Raw genomic sequence first — 17,076 nt, 5'->3', positions numbered from 1 at the left:
CGTCCCTAGATGGAAGCATTCTAGCTTGCTTCAAAATAGTTTTTCAATCCATCTACAATTGCAGCACCCACTATTTGATTATATTCCTCAGACTGTATGGTTGCTAATTCTTCTGGATTACTCATAAAACCTAACTCTAACAGGATAGATGGTGCATCGTTATCATTCAATACAAAATAATTATTTTCCTTGACTCCCCGATCTCGTAATTCAATAGCTGCTGTAAGTGACTGATTAATACTCTGCGCTAACTGATGATCCTTTTCCTTAGAAAAATAATACGTACTAAAACCACTTACACTTGGATCAGTAAATGTATTGTAATGAACACTGATAAAAGCCTCTGGTGATTCTTCATTACTCATGTTCCTTCTATCTTCTAACGATACTTTTTCATCTTCTGTCCTTGTCATTATAACATTAGCTCCAGCATTTCGTAATGCTTTTTTTATCGCATCTGACGTATTCGTAATTAAATCTTTTTCATGTACAACGTTAGACTCTACGGAACCTGGATCTCTTCCGCCGTGTCCAGGATCAATCATAACCGTGTGTCCCTTTAGTGCTACAGAATCAGTTGTAGCATTTAATGTCTCCTGTTTTGTTTCACTAGCTGTTTTGGTCTTTCCTTCGGAGGTTTCTGCATTGCCAGCCCCGCATGCAGCTAATAAAATAAAGAATAAAGAAAATATAATAAACTTGAATATATTTCTTTGCTTCATAAATCACATTCCTTTCGCCAGTCCCTTTTATCGCTTACTAATATTTATCGTTAACCCATCCATTAAGATAGTTTTTCATATTCATTACTTACTAATAAAAAATCAAACCTGATTGATAGTCTAACAAACTAAGGCTTCAAATTGCTATATTTTTGATTATAATTAGCTTTGGACACCTCGTATCATACCAAGGGGGCGTTTTTAGTTCAATCCTCATTTTGCTTTATTACAGGAATGCCTTCCTATAGTGCAAAAAACCGCCCTAAAAGTTTTTTCTCCTTCTAGGACGGCTTATTTTATTGCCAGCTATTGATATTTAAGATAATTCTGGCCAGTATGCTTTATTCGCTTCATATAAATCATCAAGTAAATCTTTAGCAACTTTTGCACTAGGGACAATCTTAGATAACGTAAGTGCCTGCCATAGTTTTTGGTATGATTTTTCTACCCAAGCTTCTACTACCAGTTTTTCAACTGCCACTTGTTGCTCCATTAATCCTTTTTGGAAACGAGGAATTTCTCCCATAGCAAGTGGTTCAGGGCCTTGGCTGCCAACAAGGCAAGGGATTTCAACCATTGCTGTCGGTTCAAAATTACTAATTGCGCCGTTATTTTCAACAATCAGCAGCATACGTTCTTTTGAATTATAGGCTATGGCACGTGCTAAATCTACAATATAGGAAGCATGTTCATCAATTTCTAGTTCAGTTCCTTCAGCGGTTTGGTTATCAATAATTTTTTGACATTCTCCGAATACAAACTTCTCGCGTCCATCCATCACTTCATTCGCTCGTGTATATTCAGGATTAGACTGTTCCACCACATAATCTGGATAGAAGTAATATTTCAAATATGTGTTTGGCACGGTCATTGGATCAAGTGCTTGCACATCTTTTGCTTTAGCAAAGGTACTATTCCAGCTTGCATCAGAATGCTGCTTACTTTCATCTGCTGTCACATAGCCATGTTTGGAAACATGCTCGCGAATTTTTGGCATTAGGTCATTTCCCTGTTTATCACGAATATCAAACCACCAACCGAAATGGTTTAAACCATAATATCGCACTTCCATTTCTTTACGAGACGACAATCCAATCGATGCCGCCATTAACTCCTCAATTCCAATTGGCATATCGCAAATATTCAATATTTTAGAATTTGGACGTAATCGCCGTGTTGCTTCAGCAACAATAGCTGCAGGGTTAGAATAGTTTAAAAACCATGCGTTTGGTGAGTATTTTTCCATATAGTCCACAAGTTCAATAACCGGTCCAATCGAACGCATTCCATAGGCAATTCCACCCGGTCCACATGTTTCTTGTCCAACTACCCCATGCTTAAGCGGTATTTTCTCATCTTTTTCACGCATTGCATATTTTCCAACGCGAATATGAGCCATGACGAAATCAATATTACTAAATGCTTCTTCTGGGTCAATCGTTTCGACAAAGTTAATTTGCGGTGCTTTTTCTTTTAATAGAATTCTGCAAGCTCCAGCAACGGTACCTTGCCGTTCTTCATCATTGTCATAAAGCTTTATTTCTTTAATCGGAAATCTGTCCAAGTTTTCTAATAGCATTAATATAATCCCTGGAGTAAATGTACTTCCTCCGCCAGCAATTGTAATTGAAAATTGTTTCATGTTCTTTTTCCTCCTTGTGTAGTTTACTGTTTATCACTTAAAAATGTATCTATGGAATCACGAATCTGCGGTACGGATAATCCAACAATCACTTGAATGCTCTTATTATTCCTTACCACTCCGTGGGCTTCCCCATATTCTTTAAAGTACATGTCATCTTCTACTTTGCTCGGGTCATATACCGTAACCCGTAAACGAGTTGCACAATTTGTAACGTTTTCTATATTGTCTGCACCACCAAGCCCTTGCAGGTAAATAGCTGCTTTTCGCTCATATTCATTGTTATATTTTTCAGCATCAGCAGATTCTCCAGCTGCTGCTGTCTGCTCCTTGCTTGCACGATAATCCTTTTTCGTATAAAGTTTTGTTTCACCATTGTCATTTTTTTCACGACCAGGCATTGGAATATCAAACTTCAAAATTAAAAATTTAAATGTGTAGTAATAGATTACAATGAAGATGATTCCAATGATAAATTGAGCGAGATAAACACCCCAATGATTTCCCATAAGCGGTACCCAGTTTGTTGCCGCTATTTCAATTAAACCGCCGCCCATATTACCAACAAGACCAAATCCATGCATGATCGTAACCATGGTAGCTCCTAAAATGGCATGAAGAGCAAATAGGTATGGAGCGATAAATAAGAACGTAAACTCAAGTGGTTCAGTAATTCCAGCAAAGACAGCTGTTAACGCTGCAGCAAATAGTAAAGCGCCAACTTTCTTACGCTTTTCTGGTTTGGCTGTATGGTATAATGCAAGTGCGATTCCAATGGAACCAAACATTTTTGTATTTCCTTGTAATAAGAATCCGCCACCAGGGAAGATATCATTTAAGGCGCCCGTAGCCTTTGAGTACTCTGTCAAATGAGAAATCCAATATGACTTCATACCACCATCCACAACAGCTGGCCCATATTCAAACGGTGTATAGATGAAATGGTGCAAACCGGTCGGAATTAAAATCCGCTCTAAGAAATGGAATAGCCAGACGCCAACGTAACTTGATGAAACTAAAAAGTCCTGTAACGAAGCAATTCCATTTTGCACCATTGGCCATATCCAACTTGTAAGAAATGCTAGTGGAATCATTAAAAAGAATGAAATCATAACTACAAATGGTCCGCCTTGGAAAATACCAATGGATTCAGGCAATTTTTTCTCGTAAAAGCGATTGTGCAAATAAATAACAATCGCAGAAATAAAGATAGCACCAATTATATTTGTATCTAATGTTTTAATGCCAATAATTTCTTTTAATCCACTTGTACCACCAACCTCACTCGCAAAGTCAACGCCAAATGCCGGACCCCAAATGGTTAAAATACCGTTAATAAAGTAGTTAAACATTAAGTAACCCATGACAGCTGATAATACAGCTCGCCCAGGCGCTTTTTTCGCCAAAGAAATCGGAAGACCGATAACAAACACAAGCTCCATTTGATTAAATACGGTCCAACCGCCATTCTCAATTAGTGACCAGATTTGATACCAAAGACCATCTGGATTAGCCAACTCCCCCATGACAGCCTCATTCTTGAACAATGTAGCTAAACCTACAACAATACCGAAGAAGGGAAATAATAGCACTGGTACAATCATTGCACTTCCAAATCTACGAATTGCATTCATCAACATCCACCACCTATATATTTGATTTGATTAAAAATCATTTTGAACAGCAAAGGCTTATTTCTAATTTCCTTGCTAGACTGCCGTCACTTGAAGGTACCTTTCTCACAACCTAGTTAAAAGTAAAAAACAGATAGTATATACCATCAAATTATCTTAGTGAATAAGCTAACAAATGAATGTACACTATGATTTCGCTTTCACTTGTTACATTCAGTATATGATTGGCAACGCATTCATTCAATAGGTTTTGAGGGGTTAGGGAAAGCGTAACCATTTATGAACGCGTTTTCATAACGTGGGAATTTTCCCAACCAAGACAGAAAATGGGGCGAAATATCGCATCTACTCAAAGCGAAAAGTGCAATTTTTTTGCAACGCAAGTTTATTTTTTATACAATAGGAACAAACGTTTGCGATTTATCACTTTATTGCTTTAATCAAATATGCCAATAGGATAAGGAGACCGCTTTAATGACTAAAGCTAAAATTGAAAAACCAAGAATCGGAACAGATTTACCGTCTGCCACTCTTTTAGATATTGATGATTACGAAGAAGCGCTTTACCATTGCATCCTTTCTAATTGTGATGGTGAAAAAGAAAACTACGATCGAACAGAATTTACCGAAGTTGTGTTTAAACAGGTAAAATTTAATGGAGCTTCATTTAAAAATGTGGAATTAACCGATGTTGTTTTTGAAAACTGTGATCTTTCCAATGTAGATTTTTTAGAAGCCATTATTCATCGTGTTGAATTTAAAGATACAAAAATGGTTGGCGTAAATTTTGCAGATGCTACATTAAGAAATGTTCGTTTTGACGACTGTTTAATAAATCTAAGCTCATATAATTATAGTAGTCCTAAACAAGTAATGTTTGATCACTGTTCTTTAAGAAATACTGATTTTTATGCATGCAAATTTAATAAGGTTCAATTCCAGCAATGCGACTTAAATGAAGTCAATTTTTCTCAGACTCCATTAAAGAATGTAGATCTTAGTAATTCTACTTTTGAAAGGCTAATTGTTTCTTTAGACGAACTAGATGGTTGTGAAATTTCCCCTCAACAAGCAATCGCGTTTGCTACAATGTTAGGATTAAAAGTGAAAGAATAACCGCGTGCAGGGTCAAAAAGAAGGCTGCAACTGAAAGTATTCAGTTAGCGAAAGAGGGGAAGGGAATACATTAACTAATGCAAGGAATAGAAAATAAGGCATACCGAACATCAGCGCATTTCTACAGGAAATAATGCTATACTGGATGTAATCAACGTTTTTAGGTAGGAGTGTCCGATGAAATTAGAATCCTTAATCAACAAAAATTATGATAAATTAAACAAAAATGATTTGCATGTGCTGCAATATATCTTAAGTCACCGCGAAACATGCTATGATCTCAGTATTGTTGAATTGGCAAATGCCTGTTATGCTTCACGTTCTTCCATTCATCGTCTAACCAAGAAGTTAGGTTTCAGTGGCTATAGCGAGTTTAAAGTCTTTTTAAAATGGGAAGGAGAAGCGCAGCATGAAACTAATAATCTGATGGAGGCATTCCAATCAGATATTGCACAAACATTAAAAAACATAGAATCAGTTGACTTTGAAAATATCAATCAATTACTTTTTCGTGCAGATCGTATCTATATACACGGTACTGGAACCGCTCAATTAATGTGCGCTAAGGATTGTCAACGTATGTTTTCCATAATTGAAACATTTATCATCCTTATTCACGACCAAGTAGAGTTTGAAGCTATGTACCGGGGCATGAAGGATACAGACGTTGTTATTATTATTTCTTTATCCGGCGACACTCCGACGCTTATCCCTAACATTAAACAATTAAATGCTAAAGGAATTGATGTAATTACCATTACCAATTTAAAAAATAACAAGCTTGCGCAAATGTCTCCAAACAATATTTACGCTACAACAACTCCAGGATCAACAAAAGATGGTACAGAGATCACTTCGTTTGTCCCTTTCTATATCGTTATTGAAACGATGTACCGTAAATATATTGAGTATTGTGAGCAGCAAAAAAATTAGCTAAGTATTTAAAATAAATGTCTCTAGGCAGCCCTTTTTAAGGTGTAGAACCTTTTGATAGGGCTTTTTATATAACAGCTATTCAGCAATTATTTTACATAGACTGTTTCTCTCCTAACCATTGCTATGTTATCCCAACACTTAAAAGCATAAATTGGTATATCAACACTTAGTCACCATTTTTCCTCTGCTTTGGCTGTACCAAACATTTCATGACTCTAAAAGATCGACTCAACAATAGGCTCCACTCTATAGGGAAAATTATGAATTAATTATTTTTCATCCAATTATAAAAGCTAAAATGATGATATCGTCGTCTAATATGTAGAGCCTAATAATCCAAGGAGGTGTAATTTTGAAAGGTCTCATTAAAAAAGCTCAAAATAGCGATGAAAAAGCATTTGCAAAAATATTTGAGAAGTATGAAGCTGATTTGTATAAAGTTGCGTATGTGTACGTTGGAAATCAAGATGCTGCTTTAGATGTTATTCAAGAAACTGCATATCGTTCATTCAAATCAATTAAATTCCTAAAAGAAAGTCAGTATTTAAAAACATGGCTAATCAAAATAGCAATTAATTGTTCAATAGATTATATTCGAAGTCAAACAAAAAATAAAATCATTGATATAGATAAATTGCCACTAGTTAACGAAGATTCTAGAGACTTCACGGATAATATAGATTGGAAAATTACGTTAAACGAATTAATCCAACAGCTAGAGCCTGCTGAGAAAACGGTGATTATTCTTCGATTCTACAATGACTTAACAATAAAACAAGTAGCCAAGTTATTGGAGATACCTTTAGGAACGGTTAAGACCATCTTATATAGAGCCTTAAAAAAACTGAAAAATAACATGAAAGGAGAGAGCAAACTTGAATAAAGTGAAACAAGAACTAGATAAAATATCTATTCCGAAAGAACTTAAATATAAACGAGACCTAGGCATCCATCGTGCAAAATCAGAAATGCCACGAAAAATCAGAAGTTTCAAGCTTATATATGCAGTAGCAATTACAGCTTTTCTAGCCACATTAAGTTTATTATATTTTAATAATGATAATCCACCTGAAAATCCAAACGTGCAGACGATAGAGTCAAATTATGTAATTAACATTAATGATCCGGAAGAAGTTGTTGAATTTGCAGATAATGTATTTGTCGGAAAAGTTGAGAAAGTGGATGAAACCATTATTACTAATTATCCTGAAACAAGATTTTTAATTAAAGTTTTAGAAAACATTAAAGGGAAATTAACAGAAACTGCATTAATTAACCAAATTGGCGGATATGAGGGAAATGACCTATTTTTGATGGAGGAGGATGAATTGCTTAAAGAAGGTAACACTTATCTATTTGCCACTATAAATTCTAATGAAAATGACACGAAGACGATAATCCCTGTAGGAGGAAGCATTGAAATTGGCGGAGAAGCCGAGCAAGCACAGTTAATAGAAAAGTATAACAAAATATATCAAAGCAAATGACTTTAAATACCTGGCATTCTCAGATTAAAACACAAATAATAAATTCAAAATTAATCATGGAGTGGGAAAACCCGAACTTTTTTCATTCTAATTGTCGAATTTTAAATTAAAGTTCTGGTTTCCCTTTAGCTATCAGCTATTTTCTAGCTCTATTTACTTTTTCTTGTAATTCAGAGACAATAGGATTTTTAACTGCTTCCTCAAATTCACTTAACAATCCACTTTTATTTACAGCACTCCCATCATATTTTGTATTACCATATAAAGGAATTAATAATATATTACCATCTTCTTGTTTATTAGCAGCAAATATATAAGCTTTTCCCTTTTCTAGTAATGGATCTCCTTCAAATAGATATAAAGTTTCGATTGTTTTTCCATCTACCTCTTCTTTTAAGTGTCCGCCATATTGGTTAATCACTACTTCTTTAGAAGGGAGATTACCTTGTAATTGGTGAATAGCTTCTACTTTAAATTGTGTAGTTGGGTAAGCGAAATTATCTACCTCTCCCAAATTCTCTAATACTTTGCCTGTAAAAATATAATCAACTGTTCCTGCTAATATTTGCTTATTATCAAAATCAGCCATAAAAGTTGCCCCAATTTCTATAACTTTATGCTCCTTAGGGGTAGCATTCACATTGGAATTTACCTTATTATAGCTAAATAATCCAATTACCATTATCGATATACTAAGAATAATAAATAACGTTTTTCTTTTCATTAATTTATACCTCCTTAGTTAATTGATATTACCAGCGCTGCCTTAAATCCGCCTTATCATGTTCACCTAAAACGCTTTGACAAATTCTCCCTGATCTCATAACACTTCCTGCAACATTGTTATGGTCAAGGTTTAAAGCATGCCCTAATTCATGCAGGGCAGTGTGGTTTCTTTGGCAGGAAGACATATTATTGAAATAGGTATTATTAAACATGATCTTATCAGCCCCAGTATATTGTGTCCATGAGCCCAGTACTCCGTCTGAAGCTGAATAATCAGTAAACGATAGATCTTCAATAGTAGTTGCAGTGTCGCCAGCAATATTAATGATGCCCTCAGCATCCCATCTATTGATGGCTGTATTTCTAGCCGAAGTCCATTGAGTACCACCATGGTAAGTTCCCCACCTTATTTCCCCATTATCCACGGAATGTCTATCTCTTTCCATAAAATGTGCAGATACTGGACTCGTAATTGAAAAAATTAACAGTAAGACAAAAATGGAGAATAAAATAGTTTTTTTCATTTTATAACCATTCCTTTCCTTTATAATAGTACATTTAGGTGGAAGCTTCGTTTAGTAGTTGGCTACAGGTCTATTGATAAATATGTCAAATTATTTTTATAATTTATAATAAAGATATTCATCCTCCTTTTTTGAATATTTAAATCACTTAATATAACAGTTATTCTATAAAACTTATAAAAATCCTCCCTTATTCCAAAAATATAGTTGAGTTATAAGTAGATTAAAGAAGAGCTGAGATAAAGCGTAGAAAGAGAAAAAGGAAGCTTAATGTAGATTTGATCCATATTTTGATGTAAAACCTGCAATATACAAAGCTACTATGAAAAATAATTGATTTTTCGGAGCTTGCAATTCATCAAGGTATTCCTGTTACAATCTAATTATGCACAATGAGCATGCTTCATTTACGAATAAATAGTAGTTAAAATATATAATTACGAGATAGTCTTCTTGTTTATAGGGAAGATAATCGTGTCAACCATTTTTCCTTTCCGCTATTTAGTATGGGAGCAGAAGGTAGTTTAAGGAGGTTTTACGTGGAGTGGCGGACATGATAGCATTTCTATGCGTGAGCCAATATCCCTTTCATATTGGCGTCTTGGCTCGTAAATCATGTCTGCCGAGGCTCCATGTCATACCGACTACGAATCTATCTTTTGGTTATGCTCCCAACATCAAATAGCGAGGATCCCCATTTTTCCTTTCCATATACATGTATTCTAATATGTTTGAAATTTTTGTTGCTTATCAAAGTTCACTTAGGTTTTTTCTATCTAAGAAAAATGGTATCGCCTTTTTTTGGACTGGTAACCTATCCGGATTTCATACAGTTTCCAACATAAAATAATAAACTTGCCCCTAAATTCTGTTACACAAAGCATCCCAGAATAAAATGACAAGTTTATAGTTCACAATTTATAACCCAATTTATTACTAAGAACATACTAATAATGCTAGTAAAAATTAAAAAGAGGTGCAATACCAGTCTCGACATCTGCTGAAAACCAGACATAAGAAGGTCGCTAGCTTATTGATTAGCTGATATGTAATAAACCCCACAAGGGGCTTAGATATAATATCAAGATGAAGAAGAATCAGAGCAATTAATATTCTTTTCGTAAATTCAGTTTTATAGATACATAGCTACATAGCTACTTTACTATTTGACCTGCCACCCTTCGTCATTCAAAACTTTCTTAGCAGTAAATTCGTCAATCACTAATGAATTAATATATTTACCACGAATTGCCGCAAGAGTAATATCATTTTTAAATGAGTGGCCAACCACTCCAATCGACCACTTTTTATTTAATAAAGATTCTAATGGTACACCGACAACATAATTATTTGGTAGGTTAACCTTTTCTCCCTTTTCATCGACCATTTGTGCAAGGATATGACCAACTACACCCTTTTCAAGGTATTCTTTTCTTTTCGTCTCTTCTAAATAGCCAGTCCGATGCAAACTTGAATTTTTTTCTGATAGTGAGCCGAGTCCCATTATTACAATCTTACAGCTTTCGGCAACCTGTAACACCTCTTGGATTTGCTGCTGATGGAGCAGAGCATTTTTTACTTGTTCATCCGAAACAACCGCAGGACTATTAATATATTTATAGGTGCCCTTGAATCGCTCTGCCATTTTATATGCAAGCTCAGGTCCGTCAATGGCTGGGTCCCCGCTCCCCAAGGACCCAACTAATTGGATGACATCTACATTGCTAAGATCTGTTTCAGTGATAGAATCGACAACATGTTTTATCGTCCTTCCCCATGAGATTCCAATCCGATCATTTGGTTCAAGTAAACTAAGCAGAAATCTTGAGGCAACATACCCGACGCGTTTTAACGTTACATCCGAGTTTTCGTCATCTGTCTTAACGACCAAGACATCCTTTATATCAAATGTATTTTTAAGTTGATCGGACAACTTATAATCTAGTTCTACAGGTGTATTAATGTTAATACTCACAAAACCTCGTCTTTTAGCCTCTTGAATCATTCGTGAAACGGTCGGCCTTGAAACCCCTAACAATTTGGAAATCTCTTGTTGACTTATTTCCTGTTTATAGTATAGCTCGGCTACTCGCAATACTTGATGGTCTTTAATATTCATTTGCCCTCACCTTTTAAAATTTATTTACAATAATCATAACATACACCTCTATATCGATTAAAAAAACATACCCTTAGCAATTTAACATCGCTAAGGGCTGTTTATTTTAAAACTTTCATTTTTTGATTTCCGCATTGGAACTTATGCCTTTTGTCGCAATGAGGCCTCCCGTTTTGTTCTTTCTGACTTTGGCAGATTTAATTCTTTGATATCTACTCCTTTTCTCTCTAACCGTTTAACCAAGAAAGTGATAAACAAAGGTAAGCCTACTAGACCTACAACTACAGCGGTTGCAATCTGAACCGTAGCAATCTCCATCATTGGTGCAAATGCAGGACTCGCCGCAGCGATAACGGCAGGAGTGGGAATTGCATTGCCTGCTGTTGTTCCTTCTGAAGCACCAACAATTGGATTCCATCCAAACCAGCTGTATATCAAATAAGCGGATCCGCCAGTTAGAACAACAGTTAAGATACCGATGAGTACTCCTCCTATTCCTCCTTCAACTAATGACTGCAATGAAATCCCCATCCCAATACAGAATGCAAAAAATGGAATTAATAAATCTGTTCCTTTTGAAAGAAGCCTGCGCATATCTTCATCAAGATTTCCAAGTATAGCGCCGACTACTATTGGTAAAATAACCGAAATTAAATCTGTGAAATTAAAGAGACCATCGATAAACCCCATCATTCCAAACAATGATAGAGCTACCATCGTAAGGAAAGGACCATCATTAATGGCAAGAAACGGATAAGCTGCAGTATCATCTTCACGACCATACTCTCCAGCAACCGCCAGATAAACGGCACCAGCACTATTACTCATAGCTGCGAGGATAGCAAGTGGCGCCATTCCAAGAAACAGACCATTCATACCAGCAACAGAAAAACCAATTACAGCGATTACAGCAGCGATAAACCATTTTAATAAAAGTAGGGTAAGACCTTTCTTAACAGCTGAACCAATCATATTTACACGAATTTGAGCACCCACACATACTAAAAATAAAGCAATAAACGGCAGCGTGCCATTCACTAGCAATGCTTCGGTGAATCCGCCAATTCGTAGTAGTCCCGGTGCAATTGAATTAATTATCATCCCTAAAAAGAGCGGGACGACAACCATTCCAGCTGGGATTTTCTCAATGGTTCGTTTTATTCTCATTTTAAACACTCCTTTTTAAAAATAGTCTTTGAGATGCTCTGTTATAATTCCTTCTGTAAAAAGTAAGGTCTTCTTCTGCCATCCTTGCTCGTACAAATCCTTTCAAAGAAAATCAGAATCGTATATTAAGCGCTTTCAAATAGTTGAACACTGACTTACCTACCATATTGGAAAAATTAATTACCGTTTACCTTCTTTCTGTAACAATCGGCATATTTAATTGATAATTCAGAAAAAACGGAAATAGGTTCTTCTAAATAATTTCACACATTATACATAAAAGCTAGCAAAACTAAACCTTAGTTAAATTTAACCTTCATCCATATATCCAAAATAACATTAACTCTACTCAGTACTTTTTTCTTTTCGTCTAATTAGCGAACAATATCTGCCCCCTCACTTTCTAACAGAGCATTAACTTCCTGCTCGTTTGTATTAACAACTTCGCCATATTGGCTCAACGCTAAAGCTGCCGTGAGAACTCCATATTTAAGGCCTTTTACAAAATCTCCTTCTAACCATCCGTGTAAAATTCCACCAGCCAAACCATCACCAGCACCTATTCGGTCAACAATCACTACTTTGCGGGCAGGCTCCTCATAAATAACGCCGTCTTCTAAACCTAGAACACTTTCAGCACCTCTTGACATAACTACTTTGTGAGCTTTTGAGATTTCTTTTAAATGACCGATCATTTCATAATCATCCCCCTCACAGCCAAATACAAATTTAGCATCACGCTTCGAGCAAAACAGTAATTCTACGTTTTGAATCATCGGTAGGAGGGTTTCATATGCTTCTTCTTTTTCCCATAAAGTGCTACGATAATTAACGTCAAAGCTAATTGGTACCTTAGCTTCATGTGCTCGTTTAATCAACTCTTGAACTACTTCTTTTGTATTTTTGGATAAGGCAGCAGTAATTCCAGTTAAATGAATAATCTTTGAATCTAATAAATAAGACCAATCGACATCTTCCTTACGAATATTGGTAAAACAAGTATTTTTACGGTCAAAAATGACCTTTGTCGAACGAGGTGGTGTTGCGTACTCCACATACAAGGTTGCTAAACGGAATTGATTGGACCAAATAATCTTATCTATATTAATTCCGTGACTTCGATATTCATTTCGAACCTTTTTACCTAACGGGTTATCTGGTAAGCAGCTTACCCATCCCGTTTTACGACCTAAACGTGATAAACATCCTACTACGTTCGCTTCGGCCCCGGAAACTCCGATATCAAAGGAAGTTGCAATATTTAATCTTTTTCCAGCTGGGACAGATAAACGAAGACTTCCTTCTCCGATAGTTGTTACATCAAACCTCATAGTTGTTCTCCTCTCTTCCTTCTAATTAATTTAAATTTTCCAAAATTATGTTGATTTGGGTTTTATAAAAAAATAGACTATTTATAGTAATATAGAAGGGGTTGACTTGTTTAATGCAAGAATTACCAATTTAAAGGGTACGCGCCTTTTGAACAGATTGAAACACATGAAGAATTTCTTCAATCGTATATCTAAAGGGAGTGCCTTGTGTTGAACTTGCTAACAAGCTTTCCTTAGCTATCTCTTCTCCCTTTCCTTCGAGAAATGAAAGTGAAGACAAGGTCAGAGTCTCAAGTGAAGCTTCGTAGCGGTTAAGAATCCTCGGCAATTCCTCTACACTTAGATTCGGTTTTTCTCCTAAAATACTAGCAATCTCTTGATACTTATGAAGAATTTGTTCATCTTCTTTTTGAGCTTTCTCTATATTCATTTCGGTAAACGGACATAAAAAACGAGCGCATATTTCTCCATGTGCCATTGAAGAGCGTCCTCCAATGATACTTGCCACTCCATGAATAATTCCTAAACGGCTATTACTCAGGGCTACTCCACTATATAAAGCAGCAATTTGCAAATAAAGCCGTTCTTCCGTTGACAAAGTGGAAAGCTGTTTAAGCTGAAAGCCTTTACGAAATAGGTGAAGACCCTCACGGCAAATACCATCTGTTAACGGATTCGCCTTATTGGAAACAAAAGCCTCCATTAATTGAGTTAGACAATCTAAACTTGAGTAAACTAAAACATCTAGCGGAAGATCCATGGTTAGTGTAGGATCGAGAATTGCTGCATATGGCCTTAAAGAGTTGGATCGAAGACTCTGCTTCTTATCTCCCCTCCGAATTACCGCATTAGCTGTAACCTCTGCTCCTGTACCAAATGTTGTCGGAACTGAGATATGAGGTACCGTTTTCTTTAAATAGTTTGGATGATCATAATAATAAAACAGGTTGTTTGTGTCATCTGCTAAAAAAGAAACCGATTTTGCCAAGTCAATCACACTTCCCCCGCCAATACTCACAATGACATCTGGTCGAAATCGCCCATAAAACTCTAGAGCATTGTCGACCATCGCAACAGTTGGTTCCCCTTTAACCAAAAACACTTCCTCTTCAAGACCTTCTCTTCCCTTAAAATCAGGAATAATCGTTAATCCCCGGCTTCTAGTAAAATACAAAACTCGCTTCACCTTTAAAGAAGAAAGAAGTTTTGGCATCGATTGGATGAAAGCATTATTCCCCACATACAACGAGGTCGGCATTTCAAAATGATATACAGACTCCATGATTTTGCCTCCTTCGTAGGAAAAAATAAAAAGATAAAATACTACTATTTCTACACTAATTTTATATAAAATATGTGATGTGTCTCACAATTTCAAGGAGTTTGTATTTTGGCTCTATTAATGGATAAAATTCAGATCGTTTACATCTTTAATCCTTAAAATCGAGGCAGTTCTTTCGCACAATCCTTATCAATAATAATGACATTAAAACACTTTTCTTTAACCGCAGTCCGCAGCGATCTCAATGGACCATTCCTTATTTTCATCCATAGGGTGGGCAAACAAAAGGACGATGAAGTAAACTACCTTTCTCAACTTTATTTAAATATAACCCTGCTTGTTGAAGATGACTTTTCTTTACATGAACCAATTGTACTTAGATACATACTGGGTGGTTAAGTTTTCAAAACCATTCTTTTAATTACTTTTTTGCTTGAACTTTATACAGTTTTACTACTGACAAGATATAAACTTTTAAATTCCGCTTTTTACGTAAGATTACGGATAGCTGGGAATCTAAAGAAACAGGGGTATTCCAATTAATTTCTACAAATCCCTGTTTCTTTACCTCTTTTAGAATCCTCGAAACTGTAGTCCCATGATTTCCGAAATCTTTTATGATGCTAGTAGCTTCCGTTGATAACATATAGCTGCCTAGGTAATCTGGGCATATTCTGTTCCAGAACAATACTCTTTTAAACAGTCGATTTTTTCTGACCGTACGTATCATGATAAATTCGATAACCTCGTTCAACAACTTCTTCGGATAAAGGTTCTATTTTTGTTCTTAACATCGCATAATGAACAGACTGTGCCGTTTCCTCTAATACAACCGCATTTTTTAATGCCTTTTCAGATGTTTTTCCAATCGTAAAAATACCGTGATTGCGAATTAAAATAGCCTCTGACTCTCCTATTTTCTCCACTATCTCCTGTCCAATTTCTTCTTCACCAATGACGGCGAATTGGGATATTGGGATAGTTCCGCCAAAAACAGCAGCTGAAGTTGTTGTATAGATATGCAACGGTTCTCCCGTAATGGCAAAGCTTGTAGCATAGGGAGAATGCGTGTGAACAATACCATGAACATCATCGCGATGACGATATACATATAGATGGGATGCAGTATCAACAGAAGGTTTTAAATCGCCTTCTATTACTTTCCCATGTAAATTGACAACCACCATTTTCTCTGGTGTCAGCTGGTCAAACAACACGCCACTTGGTTTGATAACAACATAATTTGTTTCTGGATCTCTTGCACTGACATTTCCGCTTGTCCATAACACCAAGCCGTTATCAACAAGTGCCTTGTTCTGAGCACATACCGTCTTTCTTAATTCCTCAAGTAGCATAAGCTTTACCTCCTTAAAGTGCTTCTAATTGAGTATCCTTTATTTCTTCTTGCTCTACTTTTAAGTCAAATGTTTTAACCTGTTCTTCAGTGATATTGAATTTCTTATCTAATGCCTTTTCCATCGTATTTAATAAACCGAGAGCATCTAAACCAAATTTACGCATTAAATATTCTGCAGAAGCCCCATGTGCATACTTATCCGGAATACCTATCTTTGTTAATTTGGTTGTGATTCCATTCTCCGCAATCACATCAGCCACTGCTGAACCTAGGCCACCAATTGTCGAGTGATTTTCAAGTGTAATAACGCCATTTTTTGATTCATGAAGGGCTTTTACAACCCGTTCATCAGTAAATGGTTTTAAAGTAGAGATATGAAGGTGTTTCACATGTACGCCTTTTTCTTTTAATAATTCGACTGCCTTCATCGCCTCTTCTGTACAGATACCACTAGACAATACAGTAATGTCGTCACCTTCATTTAAAATTCTAGCTGTATTGAACTTAAATGGTTCATTTTTCGGGAACAAACGAGGCAAACGTCCGCGTAGCATTCGGATGTAAATAGGCCCATCGATATCATCGGTGGCGTCTAAGACGGTTTCAACATCGGTCGCATCCCCTGTTTCAAAAATGGTCATATTTGGAATGCTCTTTACAACGGAAATATCCTCGATTGCTTGATGAGTAACCCCACCTGGTGTCATTATCCCCGGCAGAAATCCAACTAAACGCACCTTTAAGTTAGGATATGCGACTGACATAGATAATTGGTCGTATGGTCTTCGATAAAGAAAGACAGCAAACGTATGCAGAAATGGAACATAACCTTCCCTTGCCAAACCACCAGCCCAACTTAACATATTTTGTTCGGCCATACCCATGGAAACAAATTTTTCAGGCAATTGCTTTTTGAACTCAGCAATCTCTGTTGAACCTGTTAAGTCACCAGATAAGACAAGCGTATTTTCTCTTTCCCTTCCATATCTCACCATGTTTTCGGAATGAGGATTATTTACAAATTCAACCATAT

15 protein-coding genes are annotated in these 17,076 nt (G+C 36.1%); 4 read left to right on the top strand and 11 right to left on the bottom strand.

The features are described from left to right. Window positions 1-20 precede the first annotated feature (20 nt). The 3 genes from KBP50_RS00250 to KBP50_RS00240 form a co-directional block, all read right to left on the bottom strand. On the bottom strand, window positions 21-722 hold the full coding sequence (locus KBP50_RS00250; RefSeq protein ID WP_050350539.1) for an N-acetylmuramoyl-L-alanine amidase family protein: 702 nt from the start codon (window positions 720-722) through the stop codon (window positions 21-23). A 316-nt stretch (window positions 723-1,038) separates the two neighbouring features. Then, a complete protein-coding gene (locus KBP50_RS00245; protein WP_050350540.1) occupies window positions 1,039-2,364 on the bottom strand; it encodes a 6-phospho-alpha-glucosidase in 1,326 nt (441 codons plus the stop codon). Window positions 2,365-2,387: 23 nt separating this feature from the next. Next, window positions 2,388-3,998, bottom strand: coding sequence for an alpha-glucoside-specific PTS transporter subunit IIBC (locus KBP50_RS00240; protein WP_050350541.1), 1,611 nt, complete (start codon window positions 3,996-3,998; stop codon window positions 2,388-2,390). Between the two features lie 474 nt (window positions 3,999-4,472). On the opposite strand from KBP50_RS00240, the gene KBP50_RS00235 reads away from it, so the two are divergent. From KBP50_RS00235 to KBP50_RS00220, 4 genes are all read left to right on the top strand, one after another. After that, on the top strand, window positions 4,473-5,114 hold the full coding sequence (locus tag KBP50_RS00235; RefSeq protein ID WP_050350542.1) for a pentapeptide repeat-containing protein: 642 nt from the start codon (window positions 4,473-4,475) through the stop codon (window positions 5,112-5,114). Between the two features lie 177 nt (window positions 5,115-5,291). Then, window positions 5,292-6,047, top strand: a complete 756-nt coding sequence (locus KBP50_RS00230) for a MurR/RpiR family transcriptional regulator (protein ID WP_050350543.1) — start codon at window positions 5,292-5,294, stop codon at window positions 6,045-6,047. Window positions 6,048-6,402: 355 nt separating this feature from the next. After that, window positions 6,403-6,933, top strand: a complete 531-nt coding sequence (locus KBP50_RS00225; protein ID WP_072741528.1) for an RNA polymerase sigma factor — start codon at window positions 6,403-6,405, stop codon at window positions 6,931-6,933. After that, window positions 6,926-7,537, top strand: a complete 612-nt coding sequence (locus tag KBP50_RS00220; RefSeq protein WP_050350545.1) for a hypothetical protein — start codon at window positions 6,926-6,928, stop codon at window positions 7,535-7,537. Before KBP50_RS00225 ends, KBP50_RS00220 begins: the two co-directional genes overlap by 8 nt. A 136-nt stretch (window positions 7,538-7,673) precedes the next feature. On the opposite strand, the gene KBP50_RS00215 is transcribed toward KBP50_RS00220, so the two are convergent. From KBP50_RS00215 to KBP50_RS00180, 8 genes are all read right to left on the bottom strand, one after another. Then, window positions 7,674-8,261, bottom strand: coding sequence for a hypothetical protein (locus KBP50_RS00215; protein ID WP_050350546.1), 588 nt, complete (start codon window positions 8,259-8,261; stop codon window positions 7,674-7,676). Between the two features lie 28 nt (window positions 8,262-8,289). Continuing rightward, window positions 8,290-8,787, bottom strand: coding sequence for a zinc metalloprotease (locus KBP50_RS00210; RefSeq protein ID WP_050350547.1), 498 nt, complete (start codon window positions 8,785-8,787; stop codon window positions 8,290-8,292). A gap of 1,162 nt (window positions 8,788-9,949) precedes the next feature. Further along, window positions 9,950-10,906 (bottom strand): sugar-binding transcriptional regulator, encoded by a 957-nt coding sequence (locus tag KBP50_RS00205; protein ID WP_050350548.1) that lies wholly within the window; start codon window positions 10,904-10,906, stop codon window positions 9,950-9,952. 141 nt (window positions 10,907-11,047) lie between these two features. Beyond that, window positions 11,048-12,073, bottom strand: coding sequence for a 2-keto-3-deoxygluconate permease (locus KBP50_RS00200; RefSeq protein ID WP_050350549.1), 1,026 nt, complete (start codon window positions 12,071-12,073; stop codon window positions 11,048-11,050). Window positions 12,074-12,447: 374 nt separating this feature from the next. After that, on the bottom strand, window positions 12,448-13,404 hold the full coding sequence (locus KBP50_RS00195; protein WP_050350550.1) for a sugar kinase: 957 nt from the start codon (window positions 13,402-13,404) through the stop codon (window positions 12,448-12,450). Window positions 13,405-13,534: 130 nt separating this feature from the next. Then, the gene (locus tag KBP50_RS00190) at window positions 13,535-14,686 is read right to left on the bottom strand and encodes an iron-containing alcohol dehydrogenase (protein WP_050350551.1); all 1,152 of its coding nucleotides are present in this window, start codon (window positions 14,684-14,686) and stop codon (window positions 13,535-13,537) included. A 695-nt stretch (window positions 14,687-15,381) separates the two neighbouring features. Continuing rightward, window positions 15,382-16,041, bottom strand: a complete 660-nt coding sequence (locus KBP50_RS00185) for an L-ribulose-5-phosphate 4-epimerase (protein ID WP_050350553.1) — start codon at window positions 16,039-16,041, stop codon at window positions 15,382-15,384. A 13-nt stretch (window positions 16,042-16,054) separates the two neighbouring features. Next, the gene (locus KBP50_RS00180) at window positions 16,055-17,074 is read right to left on the bottom strand and encodes a transketolase family protein (protein WP_050350554.1); all 1,020 of its coding nucleotides are present in this window, start codon (window positions 17,072-17,074) and stop codon (window positions 16,055-16,057) included. Window positions 17,075-17,076: the final 2 nt, after the last annotated feature.

Source organism: Virgibacillus pantothenticus, from assembly GCF_018075365.1.
Taxonomy (GTDB): Bacteria; Bacillota; Bacilli; order Bacillales; family Amphibacillaceae; genus Virgibacillus; species Virgibacillus pantothenticus.
This window is presented reverse-complemented; position numbering and strand designations above follow the sequence as displayed.

Coding starts and splice junctions, on each gene's coding strand:
- KBP50_RS00250 (WP_050350539.1), bottom strand. CDS start 722: ATGAAGCAAAGAAATATATTCAAGTTTATTATATTTTCTTTATTCTTT.
- KBP50_RS00245 (WP_050350540.1), bottom strand. CDS start 2,364: ATGAAACAATTTTCAATTACAATTGCTGGCGGAGGAAGTACATTTACT.
- KBP50_RS00240 (WP_050350541.1), bottom strand. CDS start 3,998: ATGAATGCAATTCGTAGATTTGGAAGTGCAATGATTGTACCAGTGCTA.
- KBP50_RS00235 (WP_050350542.1), top strand. CDS start 4,473: ATGACTAAAGCTAAAATTGAAAAACCAAGAATCGGAACAGATTTACCG.
- KBP50_RS00230 (WP_050350543.1), top strand. CDS start 5,292: ATGAAATTAGAATCCTTAATCAACAAAAATTATGATAAATTAAACAAA.
- KBP50_RS00215 (WP_050350546.1), bottom strand. CDS start 8,261: ATGAAAAGAAAAACGTTATTTATTATTCTTAGTATATCGATAATGGTA.
- KBP50_RS00210 (WP_050350547.1), bottom strand. CDS start 8,787: ATGAAAAAAACTATTTTATTCTCCATTTTTGTCTTACTGTTAATTTTT.
- KBP50_RS00205 (WP_050350548.1), bottom strand. CDS start 10,906: ATGAATATTAAAGACCATCAAGTATTGCGAGTAGCCGAGCTATACTAT.
- KBP50_RS00200 (WP_050350549.1), bottom strand. CDS start 12,073: ATGAGAATAAAACGAACCATTGAGAAAATCCCAGCTGGAATGGTTGTC.
- KBP50_RS00195 (WP_050350550.1), bottom strand. CDS start 13,404: ATGAGGTTTGATGTAACAACTATCGGAGAAGGAAGTCTTCGTTTATCT.
- KBP50_RS00190 (WP_050350551.1), bottom strand. CDS start 14,686: ATGGAGTCTGTATATCATTTTGAAATGCCGACCTCGTTGTATGTGGGG.
- KBP50_RS00185 (WP_050350553.1), bottom strand. CDS start 16,041: ATGCTACTTGAGGAATTAAGAAAGACGGTATGTGCTCAGAACAAGGCA.
- KBP50_RS00180 (WP_050350554.1), bottom strand. CDS start 17,074: ATGGTTGAATTTGTAAATAATCCTCATTCCGAAAACATGGTGAGATAT.